15 protein-coding genes and 2 pseudogenes are annotated in these 19,474 nt (G+C 69.5%); 8 read left to right on the plus strand and 9 right to left on the minus strand.

From position 1 onward, the window contains the following. The first annotated feature begins 617 nt into the window (after window positions 1–617). Window positions 618–1,829, plus strand: a complete 1,212-nt coding sequence (locus L1857_RS27290; RefSeq protein ID WP_429728364.1) for an IS256 family transposase — start codon at window positions 618–620, stop codon at window positions 1,827–1,829. Between the two features lie 295 nt (window positions 1,830–2,124). Then, a complete protein-coding gene (locus L1857_RS27295) occupies window positions 2,125–3,354 on the plus strand; it encodes an IS256 family transposase (RefSeq protein WP_094008309.1) in 1,230 nt (409 codons plus the stop codon). A 181-nt stretch (window positions 3,355–3,535) separates the two neighbouring features. On the opposite strand, the gene L1857_RS27300 is transcribed toward L1857_RS27295, so the two are convergent. Further along, complete coding sequence (locus L1857_RS27300) at window positions 3,536–4,597, minus strand: DNA polymerase ligase N-terminal domain-containing protein (RefSeq protein ID WP_116113894.1); 1,062 nt, start codon at window positions 4,595–4,597, stop codon at window positions 3,536–3,538. A gap of 66 nt (window positions 4,598–4,663) precedes the next feature. Between L1857_RS27300 and L1857_RS27305 the strand changes: the two genes are divergently transcribed. The 5 genes from L1857_RS27305 to L1857_RS27325 are packed head-to-tail and all read left to right on the plus strand — an operon-like array spanning window position 4,664 to window position 10,789. Then, window positions 4,664–5,947, plus strand: a complete 1,284-nt coding sequence (locus L1857_RS27305; protein WP_205413385.1) for an ATP-grasp domain-containing protein — start codon at window positions 4,664–4,666, stop codon at window positions 5,945–5,947. Between the two features lie 6 nt (window positions 5,948–5,953). Further along, entirely contained in the window at window positions 5,954–7,978 is a 2,025-nt protein-coding gene (locus tag L1857_RS27310; RefSeq protein ID WP_116113899.1) for a CocE/NonD family hydrolase, read from the plus strand. A 34-nt stretch (window positions 7,979–8,012) separates the two neighbouring features. Next, window positions 8,013–8,915 (plus strand): alpha/beta hydrolase fold domain-containing protein, encoded by a 903-nt coding sequence (locus L1857_RS27315; protein ID WP_116113902.1) that lies wholly within the window; start codon window positions 8,013–8,015, stop codon window positions 8,913–8,915. Further along, on the plus strand, window positions 8,912–10,189 hold the full coding sequence (locus L1857_RS27320; RefSeq protein ID WP_249466674.1) for a cytochrome P450: 1,278 nt from the start codon (window positions 8,912–8,914) through the stop codon (window positions 10,187–10,189). Before L1857_RS27315 ends, L1857_RS27320 begins: the two co-directional genes overlap by 4 nt. A gap of 36 nt (window positions 10,190–10,225) precedes the next feature. Then, complete coding sequence (locus tag L1857_RS27325) at window positions 10,226–10,789, plus strand: hemerythrin domain-containing protein (protein ID WP_116113908.1); 564 nt, start codon at window positions 10,226–10,228, stop codon at window positions 10,787–10,789. A 115-nt stretch (window positions 10,790–10,904) separates the two neighbouring features. Here L1857_RS27325 and L1857_RS27330 read toward each other — a convergent pair. The 5 genes and pseudogenes from L1857_RS27330 to L1857_RS27350 all read right to left on the minus strand — a co-directional run bounded on the left by L1857_RS27330 (window position 10,905) and on the right by L1857_RS27350 (window position 14,474). Next, a pseudogene (locus L1857_RS27330) lies at window positions 10,905–11,545 on the minus strand (UdgX family uracil-DNA binding protein). Further along, window positions 11,545–12,009 carry an SRPBCC family protein gene (locus L1857_RS27335; protein WP_094007568.1) on the minus strand — a complete coding sequence of 155 codons (465 nt, stop codon included), beginning with the start codon at window positions 12,007–12,009 and terminating at the stop codon, window positions 11,545–11,547. The pseudogene L1857_RS27330 and the gene L1857_RS27335 overlap by 1 nt, the downstream one beginning before the upstream one ends. 54 nt (window positions 12,010–12,063) lie before the next feature. Further along, window positions 12,064–12,741 carry a PAS and ANTAR domain-containing protein gene (locus tag L1857_RS27340; protein ID WP_094007567.1) on the minus strand — a complete coding sequence of 226 codons (678 nt, stop codon included), beginning with the start codon at window positions 12,739–12,741 and terminating at the stop codon, window positions 12,064–12,066. Between the two features lie 137 nt (window positions 12,742–12,878). Then, window positions 12,879–14,068 (minus strand): annotated as a pseudogene (locus L1857_RS27345) (zinc-dependent alcohol dehydrogenase). Window positions 14,069–14,105: 37 nt separating this feature from the next. Then, complete coding sequence (locus L1857_RS27350; protein WP_094007565.1) at window positions 14,106–14,474, minus strand: cold-shock protein; 369 nt, start codon at window positions 14,472–14,474, stop codon at window positions 14,106–14,108. 133 nt (window positions 14,475–14,607) lie between these two features. Here L1857_RS27350 and L1857_RS27355 point away from each other — a divergent pair, with 133 nt between their 5' ends. After that, on the plus strand, window positions 14,608–14,868 hold the full coding sequence (locus L1857_RS27355; protein ID WP_094007564.1) for a DUF4235 domain-containing protein: 261 nt from the start codon (window positions 14,608–14,610) through the stop codon (window positions 14,866–14,868). A 266-nt stretch (window positions 14,869–15,134) separates the two neighbouring features. Here the strand turns inward: L1857_RS27355 and L1857_RS27360 are convergent, their stop codons facing one another. The 3 genes from L1857_RS27360 to L1857_RS27370 all read right to left on the minus strand — a co-directional run bounded on the left by L1857_RS27360 (window position 15,135) and on the right by L1857_RS27370 (window position 19,274). Continuing rightward, window positions 15,135–16,334: a PucR family transcriptional regulator gene (locus L1857_RS27360; RefSeq protein ID WP_094007563.1), complete on the minus strand. Its 1,200-nt coding sequence runs from the start codon at window positions 16,332–16,334 to the stop codon at window positions 15,135–15,137. Between the two features lie 128 nt (window positions 16,335–16,462). Continuing rightward, on the minus strand, window positions 16,463–16,939 hold the full coding sequence (locus L1857_RS27365) for a (2Fe-2S)-binding protein (RefSeq protein ID WP_094007562.1): 477 nt from the start codon (window positions 16,937–16,939) through the stop codon (window positions 16,463–16,465). Window positions 16,940–16,949: 10 nt separating this feature from the next. Beyond that, window positions 16,950–19,274, minus strand: coding sequence for a molybdopterin cofactor-binding domain-containing protein (locus L1857_RS27370; protein WP_116113917.1), 2,325 nt, complete (start codon window positions 19,272–19,274; stop codon window positions 16,950–16,952). Between the last annotated feature and the right edge of the window lie 200 nt (window positions 19,275–19,474).

Here is a 19,474-nt window from a genome sequence, read left to right on the forward strand (position 1 = left end):
GATTGCCCCGGAGCAACGAAACCGAAACGCACCGGAGGGCGCGCAGCGCGGATCTTCGAACCCAAGGTAGCTGGGTGGTCATCCCGTCGCCTGACACGTGACGATCACTTTGAGCCAGGGCCGCAACCCGGGCTCTCTCCGGCGGCCGACCATGCCAACCTTGCGGGCCTGGCTCAAAGTGATATGCACAAACCGGAAGGCGACGGGATGACCACACAGCGACCACCTCGCCAAGGCGAGACGAGGCACCCCTTGGTCATCCCGGAGCCTGCCCGTCCGGCGAGGACATCTTTTGATCTTTAGAGGTGACGTTGGGCAGGCGAAGAGCCCGCCCTACGGGCGGATGGCGCCTACGGCGCCAAAAGGTCACCTTCCGACCACCCCCGCCCCCGATGCCTGATTGTGTTTCAGTCGCCGAGCAGGCGTGTCAAGGCGGGAAAGAGTACCTTGACACGCCTGCTCGGCGACCAAAGGGACTGTTTCAAGATCGGTGTTTCTGGCCCGACACGCCGGGCTGAGGTCCGGCGGGATGGGCACTGTGAGTGATGACATCTGGGGCTGTGACTCCACGTAAGAGTGAGAAGCGGTTGTCACCGGAGCAGGCCGCTGCGGTGGCGATGGTGGCCGAGGCCCGGCAGCGGGGGCTGGAGCTGACCGGCCCGAACGGGCTGTTGAAGCTGTTCACCAAGAACGTGTTGGAAACCGCGCTGAATGAGGAGATGACCGAGCACCTCGGACATGAGAAGCATCGTGCCGAGCCGGGGCGTGATTCGGCGAATGTGCGTAACGGGACCCGGAAGAAGACGGTGCTCTCGGACGCGGCCGGCGAGGTGGAGATCGAGGTTCCGCGGGATCGGGAATCCACGTTCGAGCCGCAGATTGTGAAGAAGCGGCAACGTCGGCTCACCGATGTGGACGAGATCGTGCTGTCCCTGTATGCGAAGGGGATGACCACCGGTGAAATCTCGGCGCATTTCGCCGAGATCTACGGCGCCTCGGTGAGCAAGGAAACGATCTCCCGCATCACCGACAAGGTCGTGGCGGAGATGCAGGACTGGGCCAGCCGTCCGCTCGACGTCGTCTACGCCGCGGTGTTCATCGACGCGATCGTGGTCAAGGTCCGCGACAGCCAGGTGGCCAACCGGCCTTTCTACGCCGCCATCGGTGTCACCGTGGACGGCCGTAAGGACGTGCTCGGCCTGTGGGCGGGCAGCGGCGGCGAGGGCGCCAAGTTCTGGATGAGCGTCCTGGTCGATCTGAAAAACCGCGGCGTGAAGGACGTGTTCTTCCTCGTCTGCGACGGTTTGAAAGGCTTGCCCGAGGTGGTGGAACAAGTCTGGCCGGCCGCGATCGTGCAAACCTGCATCATCCACCTCATCCGCAATTCGTTCCGGCTCACCTCCCGGAAATACACCGACGCGCTCAAACGGGACCTCAAAGCCATGTACGAGGCCCCCAACGCGACAGCGGCGGAAGTGGCGTTGCAGGAACTGGACGACAAATGGTCTGCGCAGTATCCGGCGCTGGTCCGACTGTGGCGCAACGCCTGGACCGAGTTCGTGCCGTTCCTCGATTACGACGTCGAGATCCGAAAAATGATCTGCTCGACCAACGCGATCGAATCGCTCAATGCCCGCTACCGGCGGGCGGTGCGAGCCCGCGGCCACTTCCCAACCGAGCAGGCCGCCCTGAAGTGCCTGTACCTTGTGACCCGCAGCCTGGACCCCACCGGCACAGGCCGCGCCCGATGGACGATGCGCTGGAAACCCGTACTCAACGCCTTCGCCATCACCTTCGGTGACCGCTGGCCGGCCGCCGAAACCTACTAACCGAACCGCCAGAAACACCGATCACGGGATAGACCCCGACCAAAGACCGGCTGTGGATCGGGGGCGGGGGAGGTCTGGTTGGGGTAGTCGGTCCACTTGCGTTGCCGGCCGCCGGTCATGCAGAAGGCTTCGGCCCTGGGCGTAGCCGGGCCGCTTGCGTTGCCGGCTTCCGGTGGTCGTGTCCCCGGTGGTGGTGGAAGTTCGGGTCTGTTCGGCGTGGCTGGCCGCGTGGAGGGGGCCATCGCGTGAGTCTCTGCAGGAACCCGCCAAGGAACCCGTAGAGAGGTATCACGCGATGGCCCTGGACCAGTCTGCCCTGCTCGAAGTTCTGGATGCACTCAAGGTCGCCGATGTTGGGGATCGTGTCCGTCAGGCGGCGGAGACGATCTATCAGGCGTTGATCGAGGCCGAGCTCACCGAGACCATCGGCGCAGCCCTGCACGAACGCACCGAGCACCGCACCGCTCAGCGCAACGGGCACCGCACCCGCACGCTGTCGACCACGGCCGGGGATCTGGAGCTGCGGATACCGAAGCTGCGCACCGGCTCGTTCTTCCCGTCGCTGCTGGAGCGGCGCCGTCGGGTGGACCAGGCCCTGTTCGCGGTGGTGATGGAGGCCTACTTGCACGGCGTCTCCACTCGCAAGGTCGATGATCTGGTCAAAGCCCTCGGCGCGGACAGCGGCATCTCCAAGTCCGAGGTGAGCAGGATCTGCGCCGACCTGGACACCGAGGTGGGCGCGTTCCGCGACCGGTCACTGGCCGAGCAGCCGTTTCCCTACGTGTTCCTCGACGCCACCTACTGCAAGGCCAGAGTCAACCATCGCGTCGTGTCCCAGGCCGTGGTGATCGCCACCGGCGTCCGCGCCGATGGATGGCGCGAAGTGTTGGGCTTCGCCGTCGGCGATTCCGAGGACGGCGCCTTCTGGACCGCCTTCCTCCGCTCGCTCAAGGCCCGCGGGCTGGGTGGGGTGCAACTGGTCATCTCCGATGCCCACACCGGCCTGACACAGGCCATCTCCGCGGTCCTGCTGGGCGCGGCCTGGCAACGCTGCCGGGTTCACTTCCTGCGCAACGTGCTGGCCCAGGTTCCCAAAGGCAGCTCCGAGATGGTCGCCGCCGCGATCCGCACCATCTTCGCCCAACCCAAAGCCGACATGGTGCGCGAGCAGCTCCACGTGATCGCCGGCATGCTCGGACGGCAATCCGCCAAGGTCGAAACCATGCTGCGCGACGCCGCGCCCGACCTGCTCGCCTTCGCCGATTTCCCCGTCGCGCACTGGAAGAAAATCTGGTCCACCAACCCGCTCGAGCGACTCAACAAGGAAGTCAAACGCCGCACCGACGTCGTCGGCGTCTTCCCCAACCCCGCCGCCCTGCTCCGCCTCGCCGGCGCTGTCCTCGTCGAGGCCCACGACGAATGGCAAACCAACGACCGCCGCTACCTCTCCGACAACACCATGGCCCTGCTCACCAACCCCACCACCCAGGACGAGGTAGCCACACACGAGTTGATGACGGCATGATCTAACCCAGCAGAGCCTCACGCACCGAGTTACACCACTCCACGGGACGCGACCCTTCCGTTCGCAGGGCTGCCGCGCGGTCAGGTTGATTGCCCGGCCACCTGCGTTGCCGGCTTCCGGTTCGTAGGGCTGCCGCGCGGTCAGCCGGGTACCGGCCCACTCCCCTTGCCGGCCCACCACCCTACTTCGCCACGGTCCGCCAGGCCTCACTCCTTCTTCCCGGCTCATAAACCGAATCCAGCCGCTTCGCGGTCACTCCGCCGAGGCCGTTCGCCAGGCTCGCCGCCAGTACGTCCGCTCCGCCGCCCTCGTACGAATCCGGCGTTCGCCAATACTCCCCCGCCAGCTTCAGCTTTCGCAGGCGCGCGCGGCGTTTCCGGTACGGCACCTCCAGCAACGACTTTCCATCAACGTGCAGCACGTCGAACGGCAGGAACAGCACCGGCGATCGCTCGGCCAAGCGCTTCACCGATCGTGCCTCCGCCGACACCCGCGTCTTCAGCGCCGTCCGGCTCGGGCGGCCCTCCTCCAGCACGATCAGCTCCCCGTCCAGCAGGACCTCCGTCGCCCCCAGTGACTCGCCGAGGGCGCGCAGCTCGGGGTACCGCACGGTGACGTCCTCGCCCGTCCGATCACGCACCGTGATCCGCCCGCCCTCCACCCGGACCTGCACCCGCTCGCCCTGCCAGCGGAACTCGTACGCCCATCCGTCGTCATCCGGCGGCAGCGCGCCGGACCGCGCCTGCATCGGCTTCACGAACTCCGGCAGCTCCTCCCCGCTGCCCCGGTCCACCCGCCGCACCAGCCAGTCCCGCGACTCGGAACCCTTGTGGCTGTTCACGAACACGAACCGGCCCCGCACCCGCGACCCGTGCAGGTCCACCTCGACCTTGTGGTCGTTCCAGTGCAGCACCTCGTACGTGCCGCGGTCCCAGATCAACATCTTTCCGCCGCCGTACTCGCCCTTCGGGATCTCCCCTTCGAAGGCCGCGTACTCCAGCGGGTGGTCCTCGGTGTGCACCGCCAGCCGGGGCGGCCCGGGGCGTTGCGGCAACCCCTTCGGCACCGCCCACGACACCAGGACCCCGTTCCGCTCGAACCGCACGTCCCAGTGCAGCCGGCGGGCGTGGTGCTCCTGGATGACGAACACGTCGTCGTCGCCCCGCGGCACCACCCGGTCGGGCATCGGTTCCGGCGTCCGCTTCGGATCGCGTTTGCGCCGGTACTCGCTGAGATCGGGCACGTGGCCGAGGTTACCCGCCTCACCCGGCGGTGTTTACCGAACTCCGACAACGGGGATCAGTTCGTGGTGAGTGAAACCGACATCTTCGTGCTGGGACTCGACGACGCGAACCTGCGCACCCTGCGACGCGTGCCGGGAGCGGAGAACTACCGCTACCACCAGCTCCTCACGCAGGCAGACGTGCAGGAGGGCGAGATCCCGATCGCCGACCTCATCGACAGAGCCGTGGCCGAGCTGGACGCCTTCGACGGCGAGATCGGCGCCATCGTGGGCTACTGGGACTTCCCGGTCACCACCATGGTGCCCATCCTGGGCCGCCGCTACGGCCTGCCCACCCCGAACCTCGAAGGCGTGCTCAAGTGCGAGCACAAGTACTGGAGCCGCCTGGAACAGCGGAAAGCCACCGACGCGATCCCGAACTTCGCGCTGGTCGACCTCGACGGCGACCCGAAACCACCGGCGGGACTGTCGTTCCCCATGTGGCTCAAGCCGGTCAAGTCGTTCTCCTCCGAACTGGCCTTCCACGTCAAGGACGAGGACGACTTCGTCAAGGCCGTCGAGGAGATCCGCGCCGGGATCGGGCGCGTGGGCAAGCCGTTCCAGTACATCCTGGACCAGGTGACCGGCGTCGACATCCCGCCGGAGATCGCCGAGGCGGGAGCGCTCGCCGCCCTCGCCGAGGAGGAGATGACCGGCCAGCAGGCGGCCACCGAGGGTTACGTCCACGACGGCGAGGTCGTCGTCTACGGCGCGCTGGACTCGCTGAACTACCCGGACAGCTCGTCGTTCCTGCGCCACCAGTACCCCTCGCAGCTGCCCGAGCCGATCGTGGCGAAGATGCTCGACGTCTCCAAGAAGGTCATCGAGCAGATCGGCCTGAACAACTCCACGTTCTCCATCGAGTTCTTCTGCCGGCCCGACACCGGCGAGGTGAAGCTGCTGGAGATCAACCCGCGGCACTCGCAGTCGCACGCCGAGATGTTCGAGGACGTCGACGGTGTGCCCGACCACTACAACATGATCGAGCTGGGACTGGGCCGCCGCCCGGAGATGCCGCACGACGAGGGCGAGTACAAGATCGCGGCCAAGTGGTACCACCGCCGCTTCACCGACGGTATCGTCAAACACGTCCCGACCCAGGAGGAAATGCAGCGGCTGCAGCGGGAGATCCCCGGCGTCGAGGTGGACATCGTGCCCGCCGAGGGCCAGCGTCTGTCCGATATGGACGCCCAGGACAGCTACAGCTTCGAGCTGGCGTTCGTCTACGTCGGCGCGGACAGCGAGGCCGAGCTGAAGGACAAGTACCAGCGCACGATCGACTCGCTGGAGTTCGAGTTCGAGGAGGGTTGATCGGATATGCGGGAGGTCCGCTCCCTGCCGTACGAGATCACCGAGGAAGAGCACGTCTGGATACCGGTGTCGGACGGTACCCGGCTGGCCGCGAAGATCTGGCGGCCGGTGTCCGCCGACGACGAACCGGTGCCCGGGATCCTCGAGTACATCCCGTACCGCAAGCGGGACCTGACCGCGGTCCGGGACTCCGTCCACCACCCCTACCTCGCCGGGCACGGGTACGCGTGCGTGCGCGTGGACCTGCGGGGCACGGGTGAGTCGGAGGGAGTCCTGACCGACGAGTACGTCGAGCAGGAGCAGCAGGACGCCGAGGACGTACTGGCGTGGATCGCCGAGCAGCCGTGGTGCGACGGGCGCACCGGCATGATGGGCATCTCCTGGGGCGGGTTCGCCGCGCTCCAGGTGGCCGCGCGGAAACCGCCGAGCCTGCGCGCCATCGTCATCTCGTCGTTCACCGACGACCGCTACTCCGACGACTTCCACTACATGGGCGGCTGCATGCTGTCGGACAACCTCGGCGAGGCCGGGACGATGTTCGCCTACAGCACCCTGCCGCCGGACCCGGCGCTGATCGGCGAACGCTGGCGGGACATGTGGCTGGAACGCGCCGAGGGCGTCGGCCCGTGGGTGGACACCTGGCTGGAGCACCAGCGCCGCGACGAGTACTGGTGCCACGCCTCGGTGTGCGAGAACTACAGCGACGTGCAGGTGCCGGTGCTGGCCTCCAGCGGCTGGGCGGACGGCTACTCCAACGCCGTGACCCGCCTGCTGGCGAACCTGTCCGTGCCGCGCAAGGGCCTGATCGGCCCGTGGTCGCACAAGTACCCGCACCTGGGCGAGCCGGGCCCGGCGATCGGGTACCTGCAGGAGGTCGTGAAGTGGTGGGACCACTGGCTCAAGGACCGCGACAACGGCGTGATGGACGGGCCGATGCTGCTGACCTGGATGCAGGACAGCGTGCCGCCGTCGACGTCCTACGAGGAGCGTCCCGGCCGGTGGGTCGGTGAGCCGCAGTGGCCGTCGCCGCACATCGACTGGCGCACGTATCCCCTGGCGCGGCACCGGATCGGGCGCCCGGACGAGGACGTGCCGGACACCGCGCTGCACGTCGAGTCGCCGCTGTCGGTGGGACAGTTCGCCGGCAAGTGGGCCTCCTACAACGCGCCGCCGGACCTGCCCTACGACCAGCGCGAGGAGGACGGCGGGTCGCTGGTGTTCGACGGTGACGAGCTGACCGAGACGTGCGAGGTCCTCGGCGCGCCGAAGGTGCGGCTGGAGCTGTCGGTGGACAAGCCGGTGGCGATGGTCGCGGCGCGGCTGTCCGACGTGCACCCGGACGGGCGCGCGACCCGCGTCACCTACGGGCTGCTGAACCTGACCCACCGCGACAGCAACCACGAACCGGCCCCGCTGGAGCCGGGCAAGCGCTACCAGGTGGAGCTGGAGCTCAACGGTGTCGCGCAGGCGTTCCCGCCCGGCCACCGGATCCGGCTCGCACTGTCCACTTCGTACTGGCCGCTGGCGTGGCCGGCACCGGAGCCCGCACGGCTGACCGTCCACACGAAGGGCAGCTCCCTGGCCCTGCCGGTGCGGCCGATCCGCGAGTCCGACGAGGTGAGCGGCCAGGTGTTCGGTGAGCCGGAGGGTTCGCCGCCGAGGACCACCACCGTGCTGCGGCCGGGCGAGCAGCGCTGGACGGTGTCGCGTGACCTGGTGGAGTACCGGTCGGCGCTGGAGATCGTGAAGGACTCGGGCACCGTGCGGCTGGACGACATCGACCTGGAGGTCTCGCGGCGCGCCTACGAGCGCTACAGCTCGGTGGCCGACGACTTCGCCTCGGTGTGCGGCGAGACGAAGTGGAGCATGACGTTCGCGCGCGGCGACTGGGAAGCCCGCACGGAAACGCGCACCGTGTTGTCGTGCACGCCGGAGGAGTTCGTGCTGCACGCCACACTGGACGGTTACGAAGGCGCGCACCGCGTGTTCTCCCGCAACTGGCACCGCCGGTTCCCCCGCGACCTGGTCTAGTTTCGCCCCGGAGGAGCAGGGGTAACCGCACCCGGTGGTCGGAAAGACGAGCCTGCACGCCAGACTGCTGATCGCCGAGATGCTCCTGACCGGGCGCAAGCGCACGTTCGCCGACGTGGACGCACTGCACGAGAGCATGGGGCCGCGGCAGCAGCGGGAGAACGCGCTGCCGCCCCCGGCGGTGCGCAAGCAGGTCGACCTCGACCGCACCGAGGTGCACGGTCACCCCGTGTACACGTTGCGGCCGCGGGCGAACGCGACCGGGCGGCACGTCCTGTACTTCCACGGCGGCGCGTACGTGCACCAGATCCAGGGCGACCACTGGAAGTTCTTCGCCCGGCTGATCGCCCGCACCGGCTGCGCGGTCACCGCGCCGCTGTACCCGCTGGCGCCCGGCAGCCACTACGACGACACGCTGTCGATGATCCACGCCACCTACAAGGAGGTGCTGGGCGACGCCGACCCGGCCGACCAGGTCCTGATGGGCGACTCGGCGGGCGGCGGGCTGTCGCTGGTGCTGGCGCAGGCATTGCGCGACGAGGGGCGGCCGCAGCCCAAGGAAGTCGTGATGCTCTCGCCGTGGCTGGACATCACGATGACCGATCCGGCGCTGCCCGAGTACGACCGGCACGACCCGTACCTGGGCGTGACCGGCCTGCGGGAGGCCGGGCGGCTCTACGCGGGCGGCTTGGATCCGGCGAACGAGCTGGTCAGCCCCATCAACGGCGACCTGCGTGGGCTGGGCGCCCTGAGCTGCTTCATCGGCACCCGGGACGTGCTGCTGGCCGACTCGCGCAACCTCTACCACAAGGCGGCCGTACAGGGCGTGCCACTGGAGTACTGGGAGTACGGCGGGATGTTCCACGCGTGGATGATCGCGGACATCCCCGAGGCGAAGCACGCGCTGGACCGGATCGCGGAGCTGGTGACCCGGTGAGCGGGCTGCCCACGGCGTCGGTGCCGGAGACGGTGAAGGTGCTGACCGGCGTCATCGGGCCCGTTCTCGCCGGTGGCGTGATCAAGCGGCGGCCGCGGGTGATGACCCTGCTGGAGAAGATGCAGGCCGACGCCTCCGCCGTGCGGACCCTGCAGAAGCTGCGCGCCCGCCACGGTGACGGGCTGTTGCGCCTGGCGGTGCCCGGCCGGTCGTTCGCGGTGGTGCTCTCCCCCGACGACGTCGGGCGGGTGCTGGCGGAGTCGCCGGAGCCGTTCACGCCGGCGAACCTGGAGAAGCGGAAGGCGTTGGCGCAGTTCCAGCCGCACGGGGTGCTGATCTCCGCGGGGCCGGACCGCGACCGGCGCCGGGAGTGGACCGAGCGCGCGCTGGAGACGAGCCGGCCGACGCACCACCTGGCGCCGTCGGTGCGGGCGAAGGTCGCCGACGAGTTCGCCGCGCTGGGGCCGGGGCAGCTCGACTGGGACACGTTCGCGCCGGTGTGGTGGCGGATGGTGCGCCGGGTGGTGTTCGGCGACCACGCGCGTGACGACCAGGCCACGACGGACCTGCTGGAACGGCTGCGGCTGGCGGCGAACTGGTCGTCCCTGATGCCGCGGCGCGGTCGGCTGCGGGCGGAGTTCCTCGGCCGGGTCCGGCCGTTGCTGGCCCGGGCGCCGGACGACAGCCTCGCCGGCGGCCTCGCGGCGGACGACGAGGTGGCCAGCCAGATCGGGCACTGGCTGTTCGCGTTCGACGCCGCCGGGATGGTCACCTTCCGCACGCTGGCCCTGCTCGCCACGCATCCCGCGCAGCGGCAGCAGGCCCGGCAGGACCTCGCGTCCGGTACCGATCTGGGCTACCTGCGGGCGTGCGTGCTGGACACGGTGCGGTTGTGGCCCACGACGCCGGCGATCCTGCGGGACACGACGAAGGAGCTGGACTGGCACGGCCACCGGGTGCCGGCGGGGACGGGCCTGCTGGTGTTCACCCCGCTGTTCCACCGCGACGATTCACGGTTGCCCTACGCGCACAGCTTCGCGCCGGAGATCTGGCTGGACGGGCGGGCGCAGGAGGAGCCGTCGCTGGTGCCGTTCAGCGCCGGGCCGGGTGAGTGCCCGGCGAAGAACCTGGTGCTGTTCACCGGCTCGACCGTGCTGGCCGCCCTGATCGGGGACCGGGACTACACAGTGGACTCCTCCCCCAAGCCGGGCCCGGGCCGCCCGCTGCCGGCCACGTTCGACAACTTCTCGTTGCGCCTGACCGGGCATCCGTGAGATTAGCTCCCCGATCGGGCGGGTATCGCCAGACGCATGACTGCCGCAGAGAAACCGGACCTGATCGCTGTGATCCTCTCCGATCACCGCCACATCGAACGCGTCTTCGCCGAGCTGGAGTCGGGCGCGGGCACCCCGGAGCACCGCCGTGACCTGGCCGACCACGTGATCGCCGAGCTGGTGCGCCACTCGGTCGCCGAGGAGCAGTTCATGTACCCGGCGGCGCGGAAGTACCTGGACAACGGTGACGAGCTGGTCGACCACGAGCTGGAGGAGCACGCCGAGGCCGAGGAGGTCATGAAGCAGCTGGAGGACGTGCCGGCGACCGACCCCCGGTTCGACGAGCTGATGCGCAGCCTGATGGACGACATCCGGCACCACATCGAGGACGAGGAGCAGGACCTGCTGCCGAAGCTGCAGTCCGCCTGCTCCCCCGACGAGCTCCGCGACCTGGGCGACAAGGTGGTGAAGGCGAAGAAGGTGGCGCCGACCCGCCCGCACCCGAGCGCGCCGGACCGCCCGCCGATGAACCTGATCCTCGACCCGGGGGCCGGATTGATCGACCGGATCCGCGACCGCCTCTCGGGCCGCACCACCTGAGAAAAAAGGAGCCCCCACCACGCGGTGGGGGCTTCCTTCATTTTCTTGCCTGCGGAACCCCCGCCCAGCTCAATCTCCGCCGATGCGAAGCGAGGCGGCCCCCCGCCCCCCGAAGTCACATCACCGACGGCACCGCCCGCAGGTCGCTCACCAGCGCCGCGAACGCCTCGTCCCGGTCCGGCGCTCGCAGCACCGACGACGGATGCACCGTCGCCAGCACCCGCTCCGGCGTCCCGGCGAACTCTTCCGGCGCCGCCAGCAACTCCCCCGATGAGCCGTCACCCGGAACGACGGCCCCATCAACGACGAAGCCGCGGTAGCCCCCAGCAAAACCACCACCGACGGCTGCACGGCCTCCAGCTCGGCGACCAACCAGGGCCGGCACGCCACGATCTCCCCACGCGACGGCTTCTTGTGGATCCGCTGCTTCCCCCGCTCGGCCGGCACGAACTTGAAGTGCTTCACCGCGTTCGTCACATACACCTGCGACCGGTCGACCCCGGCCTCCTCCAGTGCCCGGTCCAGCAGGCGCCCGGCGGGACCGACGAACGGCTCCCCGGCGACGTCCTCCTTGTCGCCCGGCTGCTCGCCCAGCATCATGACCTTCGCCGGCGCGGGACCGTCCCCGAAGACCGTCTGCGTCGCGTCGCGGTAGAGGTCGCATCCCTCGCAGCGCGACGCCGCCGAGCGGAGCCGGTCCAGCGCGCGGCTGTCCGGCACGAACTCGGCGGCGGTCCGCTGTGTCTTCGTGGCCATCAGCTGCCGGGACGGTCCACGTCGCCCCGCCAGGCGCCGGTCTCCCGGCCGCCGCGCTTCTCGATGAACGCCTTGAAGCGCTCCATGTCGCCGTGCACGCGGCGGTCCAGGATGCCCAGCTTGTCGGCGGCGTTCTCGACGAAGCCCTCGGGGTCGATGTCCATCTGCGCGGTCACCCGCGTCTTGTGGTCGTCCAGCCGGTGGAACGTGATGACACCGGCGTGGTTCGGGCCGGAGTCGGACCGCCACGCGACCCGCTCGTCGGGGTGCTGCTCGGTGATCGTGGCGTCGAACTCGCGCTTGGCGCCACCGATCTTGGTCACCCAGTGCGTGTGCGTGTCGTCGAGCTGGCGGATCTCCTCGACGCCCTCCATGAACTGCGGGAAGGACTCGAACTGGGTCCACTGGTTGTAGGCCGTGCGCACGTCGACGTTCACGTCGACGGACTCGGTGATCGTGCTCATTTCGGCAGGTCTCCTTTCACCCGGTCACGCTCCGGGTACCTCGAGACGCGCCGGTTACACGTCCTCCGGCACCGCCAATCGCGCCAGAATCGTTTCCAGGTGGGCCCGCGCCTGGGCAGGTGGCTCACCCGAGGCCTGCACCGCGTCGACGAGCCGGTCGGCGAGGTCGCGCAGCTTGACGTTGCTCTGCTGGGAGGCGCGGATGAGCAGCTCGAACGCGGCCGCCGGGTCGTGCCCGTACGCCAGCATGATCATGCCCTTGGCCTGCTCGATCGTGGCGCGCGAGGCCATCGCGCGCTGCAGCCCGGCGGCCTCGCCGGCCAGCTCGGACAGCTGCTCGGCCTCCCGGACGCGGGCGGTGGTCAGGTCGACGTAGTACCCGTGCACCCCGACGGTCTCGCCGTCCTCCCGCTCGACGTCACCGACCACGACGACCGCGCGGGTGCTCTCGTCCGCGGCGAGGATGCGCTGCTGCGCGCTGAACGGCTGCCCGGTGCGGCGGGCCTCGTCGAACACCGCCGCCAGCTGGCGGCGGTCCGTGGGGTGGCCGTGCTTGGTGACCAGGTCCAGGCCCGGTTCGACCGCACCCGGCTGGTAGCCGTACATCAGGTAGATCTCCGCCGACCACGTCCACGTCGCGGCACGGATGTCCCACTGGTACATCCCGACCTGATCGGCGCTCTGGCCTGCGGGCAGGTCGGACAAGGGGTCCGGCTTCCGGGGCGTGGACATGCGTGTACGGCTCCTGCAGTGGAGTTGCTTCGAACACGGGTGCCACGCTGCTGGACAATCCCAGGGAGCCAGATCATAGCCGGGTGATCATCCGGGGCCACGCTCCGCTGTCCGGAAATCCTCGCCCGCCGCCTCCGTCACGCCGAAGGCTGGAGCAGGATCTTGATCGCCCCGTCCTGCTTCTGCTGGAACATGCGGTAGGCGCGCGGCGCGTCCTCCAGCGGCAGCTTGTGGGTGGCGAGGTCCACCACGCCCAGCGGGTCGGCGTCGTCGCTGACCAGCGGCAGGACGTCGTCGATCCACCGGCGCACGTTGGCCTGGCCCATCCGCAGCTGGATCTGCTTGTCGAACAGCTCCATCATCGGCAGCGGGTCGAGCATCCCGCCGTAGACGCCGGACAGCGAGATCGTGCCGCCGCGGCGCACCGTGGCGATGGCCTGGTGCAGCACCGCGAGCCGGTCCACGCCGCCCTTCTCCATCAGCGTCGCGGCGATCGTGTCCGGCAGCAGCCCGACCATCTGGTGGGTGAGCTTGCCCAGCGGCGCGCCGTGGGCCTCCATGCCGACCGCGTCGATCACCGAGTCCGAGCCGCGGCCCGAGGTCATCTCCCGCACCGCGCCCGGCACGTCCTTCTCCGCCCTGGCGTCGATGGTGGTGACGCCGTAGCGTCCGGCCAGCGCCAGCCGCTCGGGCACCAGGTCGACGCCGATCACCTGGCCGGCGCCCCGGTGCCGCGCGATGCGGCAGCACATCTGCCCGATCGGGCCGAGCCCGAACACCACGACGCTGCCGCCGTCGGGGATCGCGGCGTACTCGACGGCCTGCCACGCGGTGGGCACGACGTCGGAGAGGTAGACGAACCGCTCGTCGGGCGGCCCCTCGGGCACCTTGACCGGCCCGTAGTGGGCCTGCGGGACGCGCAGGTACTCGGCCTGCCCGCCGGGCACCTGGCCGTAGAGCTTGGTGTAGCCGAACAGCGCGCCGCCCTTGCCCTTCTCGGTGACCTGGGTGGTCTCGCACTGGGACTGCAGGCCCTGATCGCACATGAAGCAGTGGCCGCAGGAGATGTTGAACGGCACCACGACCCGGTCGCCCGGTTTGATGTCGGTGACGCCGGAGCCGACCTCCTCGACGATGCCCATCGGCTCGTGCCCGAGGATGTCGCCCTCCCCATGAACGGCCCGAGCACCTCGTACAGGTGCAGGTCGGAGCCGCAGATACCGGTCGAGGTGATGCGGACGATCGCGTCCGTGGGTTCCTCGATCCGCGGGTCCGGGACGTCCTCGACGCGGACGTCGCGCTTGCCGTGCCAGGTAACAGCCTTCATGGGTGTTCGTGTGCCCGCACCCAGGTCACCGAAACATTCAGCCGCCGAGCCACCCGTGGTCGCGGACGAGTTCGAGGACGACGCGGCGGACCCGCAGGACCTCCTCGGCGGTGAGCGTCGGGACGCCGGTGAGCAGCGATTCCGTCAGCTCCTCGCGGAAGTCGCGCGCCGGGAACGCGTCGTCGCGGTCGTCGTCGGCGGCCTGGCGCACCAGGCGGACGTCGGACGCCTTGAGCCCGCGTTCGCCGTCCTCGACCGTGAACTCGACGACCACGCCGGGCGTGATCAGGCGTTTGTCCACGTCGAGGTCGTTGACGTGCATGAAGACGTCCTCGCCACCCCCTTCCGGCGTCACGAACCCGTACCCGCGCATCTCGTCGAACCGGACGACCTTGCCCCTGACCACCAGTGACCCTCCCGGCGAAAGTATCGCGCCAAGGTACGCCCCTCGCCGCCGCCGCACAACGGCGGAGTGTCAGCCTCCGGAACTCCGGGTACCCGGACGGGTGGAGCCGGGTCCACTGTGGAGAGGTGACGGGATGAAACTGCTGTACAAGCCGCTGAGCCTGGCCGTGAGCGCACTGGGCGGGATCCTCGCCGGAATGCTGTTCAAGCAGGCGTGGAAGGCGGTCACCGGCGAGGACGACGCGCCGGAGGCCACGTCGGGCGACCACTCCACCAAAGCGGTGCTCACCGCGGCGGTGCTGCAGGGAGCGATCTTCGGCGGGGTGAAGGCGGCGGTGGACCGCGCAGGCGCCAAGGCGTTCACCAAGGCCACCGGCAAGAAGCTCGACGGTTGAGCTCTTCTGACGGCGCCTGCCAGCCGGCACCGCCGCGGGTTCTCAGGAGCCCCCTCGCGAGGACAGCGCCGACGTGGTGGTTGGCACTGTCGCGCGAAGCGCGTCCACCAGGGGTGGTGGTCGGGCCGGCGGGCGGGAATTCATGAGGAGGCGATCCCACAGCGGGGGGCTGAGTCGGCCCAGCCGCGCGGAGCGCGTCCGTTGAGGGTGGTGGTGGGCTGGCGGGAGGGGCCGCCACCCGCACCGCGAGCAAGGCGATACGGGTGTCAATTTCGCACGGCTCTGCGGGCGGACTCGCCGAACATGGCGAGTGCCCGCAGTGCCGTGCCCAGCTCCGCGATGTCCGACGGGTCGCTCAGCGAGCGGCCCAGCACGTCGGTGATCCGCTTCAACCGGTGCCGCACCGTGTTGGGGTGGCAGTAGACCCGCTCGGCGATCTGTTTCGTGGACCCGCCGCAGTCGAACCAGGCGCGCAACGTCAGCAGCAGCACGTTGCCCTCCTCGACGGGCAGCTCCAGGATCGGCCGCAGCACCTGCCCGGCCAGCTGGGCCGACGCCTCCGGGTCGCTGGCGACCAGCCCGGCCAGCGGCGACTCGTGGAACCGGGCCACGTCCTTCGTCCCGGCCGGCAGGCTGGACAGCGCGACCCGCGCGAGGTGCAGGGCGCGCGCGGTGTCGCCGAGGCCGGTGAACACCGGGCTCATCCCCACCCGCCCGCGCGGGTTCTCCCGCAGCAGCTCCAGGACCTGGCCCGGATCGCGCACCGACACGACCCCGATCTGCAGCTCCGGCGTGAGCCGCCACGCCGACGCGTGGTGCCGTTCCCGCAGCCGGACCTCGATCAGCGGCAACGCCTCCTGCCCCAGCCCGGGGGTTTCCGCGGCGACGACGACGAAGCTGCCCTCCAGCGGCAGGTCGAGCATGCGCGCGATGTCCCACAGGGTGCCCTCGGTCGCGTTGCCGCCGGTGAACAGCGCCTCCACGAGCGCGAGCCTGCGGTTCTGCCGGGTGCGGCTGATCTCGGCCATCGTCGCGCGGTAGGTCGAGGTCAGCTCCTCGATGTAGTCGTCCATCAGGTCCCAGATGGCGGTGGTCGCCGAGACCAGGGTGGCGACGTCCTGCGCGGGCGCGGTCAGCTCGACGAAGCACTGCCACACCTCGGTGAACCCGATGCGGAACGCCCGCAGCAGTTCCGGCAGCGGGGCGCCCATCAGCGCGCGCTCGCGCCCGGTCGCGCGTGCCTTGGACAGGTCGGGGGCGCCGGGCTCGGCCAGGGCGCGGACGAGGAACTGGAGGTTGTCCCGGCACGAGGCGAACAGGTCGTCATGCGAGACGAACCGTTCCTCGCGGTAGACGGCCATCTCCTCGATGATCTGCGCGTAGGTCGCCTTGGTCATCTCCGGCAACCGCGGCAGGGCACGGCCGGCCAGACCGGCCACGGCGGGTTCGGCGCCCGTGTACCTCATGAGATGTCCGTCCTCCCCGTCGAGGGCTCGCGAGTGGACATCTAACACGAAAGTGTCCCAGGTTGCGCAGTGGCATGAAACGGCCCCGCAATCGCGGAGGATTGCGGGGCCGTGGTGCCGCATATGCACTACATCTTGGCAGCCGCGCTCTTCACGGCCTCCCGGATCCGGGAGTAGGTGCCGCAGCGGCAGATGTTGCGGATCTCGTCGAAGTCGGCGTCGCTGATCTCGCGTCCCTCGGCGCGGGCCTGCTTCACCTTGGCGATGGCGGCCATGATCTGGCCGGGCTGGCAGTAGCCGCACTGCGCGACGTCCCGGTCGATCCACGCCTGCTGCATCGGGTGCAGCTCGCCGGTGGCCGGGTCGGCGAGACCTTCGATCGTGGTGATCTCGTCGTCCGGGCCGATCGCCGACACCGGCACCGCGCACGGGTTGAACGCCTTGCCGTTGATGTGGCTCGTGCACGCCTTGCACACGTTGATGCCGCAGCCGTACTTCGGGCCGGTGATGCCGAGCAGGTCGCGCAGCACCCAGAGCAACCGGACCTTGTCGTCGGCGTCGACGGTGACCCGCTCGCCGTTGACCGTGAAAGTGTGTTGGGACAACGAAAGCTCCTCAGTACGTGTGGGCCAGGCCGTCGACCGGCGATTCGGGCACCGGTGGCACCTTCGGCTTCGGCTCGAAGCTCAGCGTGCCGTGGTTGATCGGGAAGCGGGTCGGCATCTTCCCCACCGCCCGGCCGTAGGCGCAGGCGGCGGCGGCGAACGAGCTGGCGACGGCCAGCTCCCCGGCGCCACCGGGTTCACCGGTGGTCGCGGGCATGACCACGACCTCCATCTCCGGCGGCGTGTTCCACTGCCGGGTGTAGAAGTAGTTGTCCCAGCTCGCTTCCAGCGGCAGGCCGTTGTCGATGTGCAGGCTCGACGTGAGCGCCATCGCGATGCCGTCGTTGACGCAGCCGATCGTCTGCGCCTCCAGGCCCTTCGGGTTGATCGGCAGACCGGCGTCCACGACCGCGACGGCCTTGGTGACGCGCGGTCCGGCGACCCCGTTGCGGATCTTGCGGTTGACCGTCTCCGGGCGGCAGTCGATCTCCATCAGGACCGCGCTGACGCTCTTGTACTCGTAGTGCAGCGCGATGCCCTGCGCGGTGCCGGCGGGCATCTTCCGGCCCCAGTCGCCGACCTCGGCGGCCTTGTCGAGAACCTTGCGGATGCGGTCGTCCTTGAGGAAGTTCCGGCGGAACGTCAGCGGGTCCTGGCCCATCTTCGCGGCCAGCTGGTCGACGATCAGCTCACGCGCGCACACCACGTTGGGCGAGTACACGTTGCGCATGCTGGAGGTGTGGAACTTCAGCGGCACCTCGTTGAGCAGCTGCGTGGTGGCGCCGAAGTTGTAGGGCATCTGCGTGGACAGCATGAACACCGTCTGGGAGAACCCGATGTCACCGACCGGGAGCTTCGCGGCGACCGCGGTGAGGATCTCGCCGAGGCCGTGGCCGAAGTCGGTGGTGACGCTGGTGTGCCGCTGCTCGTAGCTGACGACGTTGCCCAGCGCGTGGTTGACCCGGACGCGGGAGATGCACATCGGGTGGGTGCGGCCGTGGCGGGCGTCGTCGGCGCGGTGCCACATGAGCTTGACCGGCTTGCCCATCTTCTTCGAGATCTCCGCGGCCTCCAGCGCGGCGTCGCCGAACAGCTTGCGGCCGAAGGAACCACCGCCGGTGACGACGTGCACCTTGACCGCCGGGATCGGCAGGCCGAGCTTGAGCGCGATCTGCTCCTGGGTGGTGATCGGCGACTTCAGGCCGGACCAGATCTCGGCGCGGTCGGCCCGCACGTCGGCGATCGCGCAGTTGGTCTCCAGCGCGCTGTTGCTGGCGAAGGCGAACACGAACTCGGCGTCGATCGACTGGGTCAGCACCGGCGGCACGGTCATCGGGAGCTCGGCGGCGCGCAGCTTCCGCTCGACCGAGGCGTCGGTCTCACCGTCCACAGTGCCCGGTCCCCAGTCCACCTTCAGCGCCCGGATCGCGTCGATGCACTGGCCGAAGGTCTCGGCGCGCACCGCCACGCCGGTGGAGATCGTGGCGACGTCGGTGACGCCGGGCATCGCCTTGACCTCGGCGAGGTTGCGGACCGCCCGCACGGTGCCGTTGATCGTCGGCGGGCGGCAGACCATCGTCGGCTTGGCGTTCGGGACCTGCAGGTCCATGGTGAACTGCTTGCGCCCGGTGACCGCTTCGAGCGCGTCGATGCGGCCGGTCGGCTTGCCGATGATGCGGAACTCGGAGGTCTCCTTCAGCGTGGCGCTGGTTTCCTCGGTGCGGGCGCTCGCGGCGGCTTCGGCGAGGGAACCGTAGGTCGCGGTGCGGCCGGAGGCGGAGCGGATGACGCCGTCGCGCGCGGTGAGCGTCGAGGCGTCGACCTTCCACTGCTCCGCGGCGGTGGCCAGCAGACGGGCACGGGCGATGGCGGCGGCGGTGCGGACCGGGTTGTAGAGCGAGCGCACCGAGTTGGACCCGCCGGTGAGCTGGTTGAACACCAGTTCCGGGCGGGCGTCGGCGAGGTTGACGCCGACCTTGCTCAGCGGGAGGTCCATCTCCTCGGCGATGAGCATCGCGACGGTGGTGGTGATGCCCTGGCCGACCTCGGCGCGCGGCACCGCGAACGAGACCGTGTCGTCGCGGTTGACCTGGATCGCGATGAGGTTGGAGGTCGGCATCGCCGCGAGCGTGAGCGCGTCGCCGAGGTCCAGGATGTCGGCGGGCCCGGGGAGGGTGGGGATCGCGGCGTCGGCCGGGGCCGGGGCGGCGAGGTCCCCGCCGAGCTTCGCCGCGACCGCGAGGGTGGGCGCCGCGAGGAGGTAACCGAGGAACCGGCGCCGTTCCAGAGACGGCGCCCCGTCCCCGGACGCGGCCGATCGCCGTTGATGCGCCATGGAGAGTGTCCTTCCGAGATCCACGTTGATCGCGGTCACGATAGGAATCGGGCCACGCGGGGGTCAACGATCCGTAGCCGCGTCGGCGCATCTCTGTGACCGGATGACAGTCGCGTGCCACACAACTGTGACGCGGACACAGCCGAACGTCGTACTAGCCTGCGCCGGATGGTCTACTGATCGCGACGGTCGATCAATCG

The sequence above is a fragment of the Amycolatopsis thermalba genome (genome assembly GCF_023376025.1).
GTDB classification, from domain to species: domain Bacteria; phylum Actinomycetota; class Actinomycetes; order Mycobacteriales; family Pseudonocardiaceae; genus Amycolatopsis_E; species Amycolatopsis_E thermalba.

Coding starts and splice junctions, on each gene's coding strand:
- L1857_RS27290 (WP_429728364.1), top strand. CDS start 618: ATGGTGGCCGAGGCCCGGCAGCGGGGGCTGGAGCTGACCGGCCCGAAC.
- L1857_RS27295 (WP_094008309.1), top strand. CDS start 2,125: ATGGCCCTGGACCAGTCTGCCCTGCTCGAAGTTCTGGATGCACTCAAG.
- L1857_RS27340 (WP_094007567.1), bottom strand. CDS start 12,741: ATGTCCACGCCCCGGAAGCCGGACCCCTTGTCCGACCTGCCCGCAGGC.
- L1857_RS27325 (WP_116113908.1), top strand. CDS start 10,226: ATGACTGCCGCAGAGAAACCGGACCTGATCGCTGTGATCCTCTCCGAT.
- L1857_RS27360 (WP_094007563.1), bottom strand. CDS start 16,334: ATGAGGTACACGGGCGCCGAACCCGCCGTGGCCGGTCTGGCCGGCCGT.
- L1857_RS27335 (WP_094007568.1), bottom strand. CDS start 12,009: ATGAGCACGATCACCGAGTCCGTCGACGTGAACGTCGACGTGCGCACG.
- L1857_RS27370 (WP_116113917.1), bottom strand. CDS start 19,274: ATGGCGCATCAACGGCGATCGGCCGCGTCCGGGGACGGGGCGCCGTCT.
- L1857_RS27310 (WP_116113899.1), top strand. CDS start 5,954: ATGCGGGAGGTCCGCTCCCTGCCGTACGAGATCACCGAGGAAGAGCAC.
- L1857_RS27355 (WP_094007564.1), top strand. CDS start 14,608: ATGAAACTGCTGTACAAGCCGCTGAGCCTGGCCGTGAGCGCACTGGGC.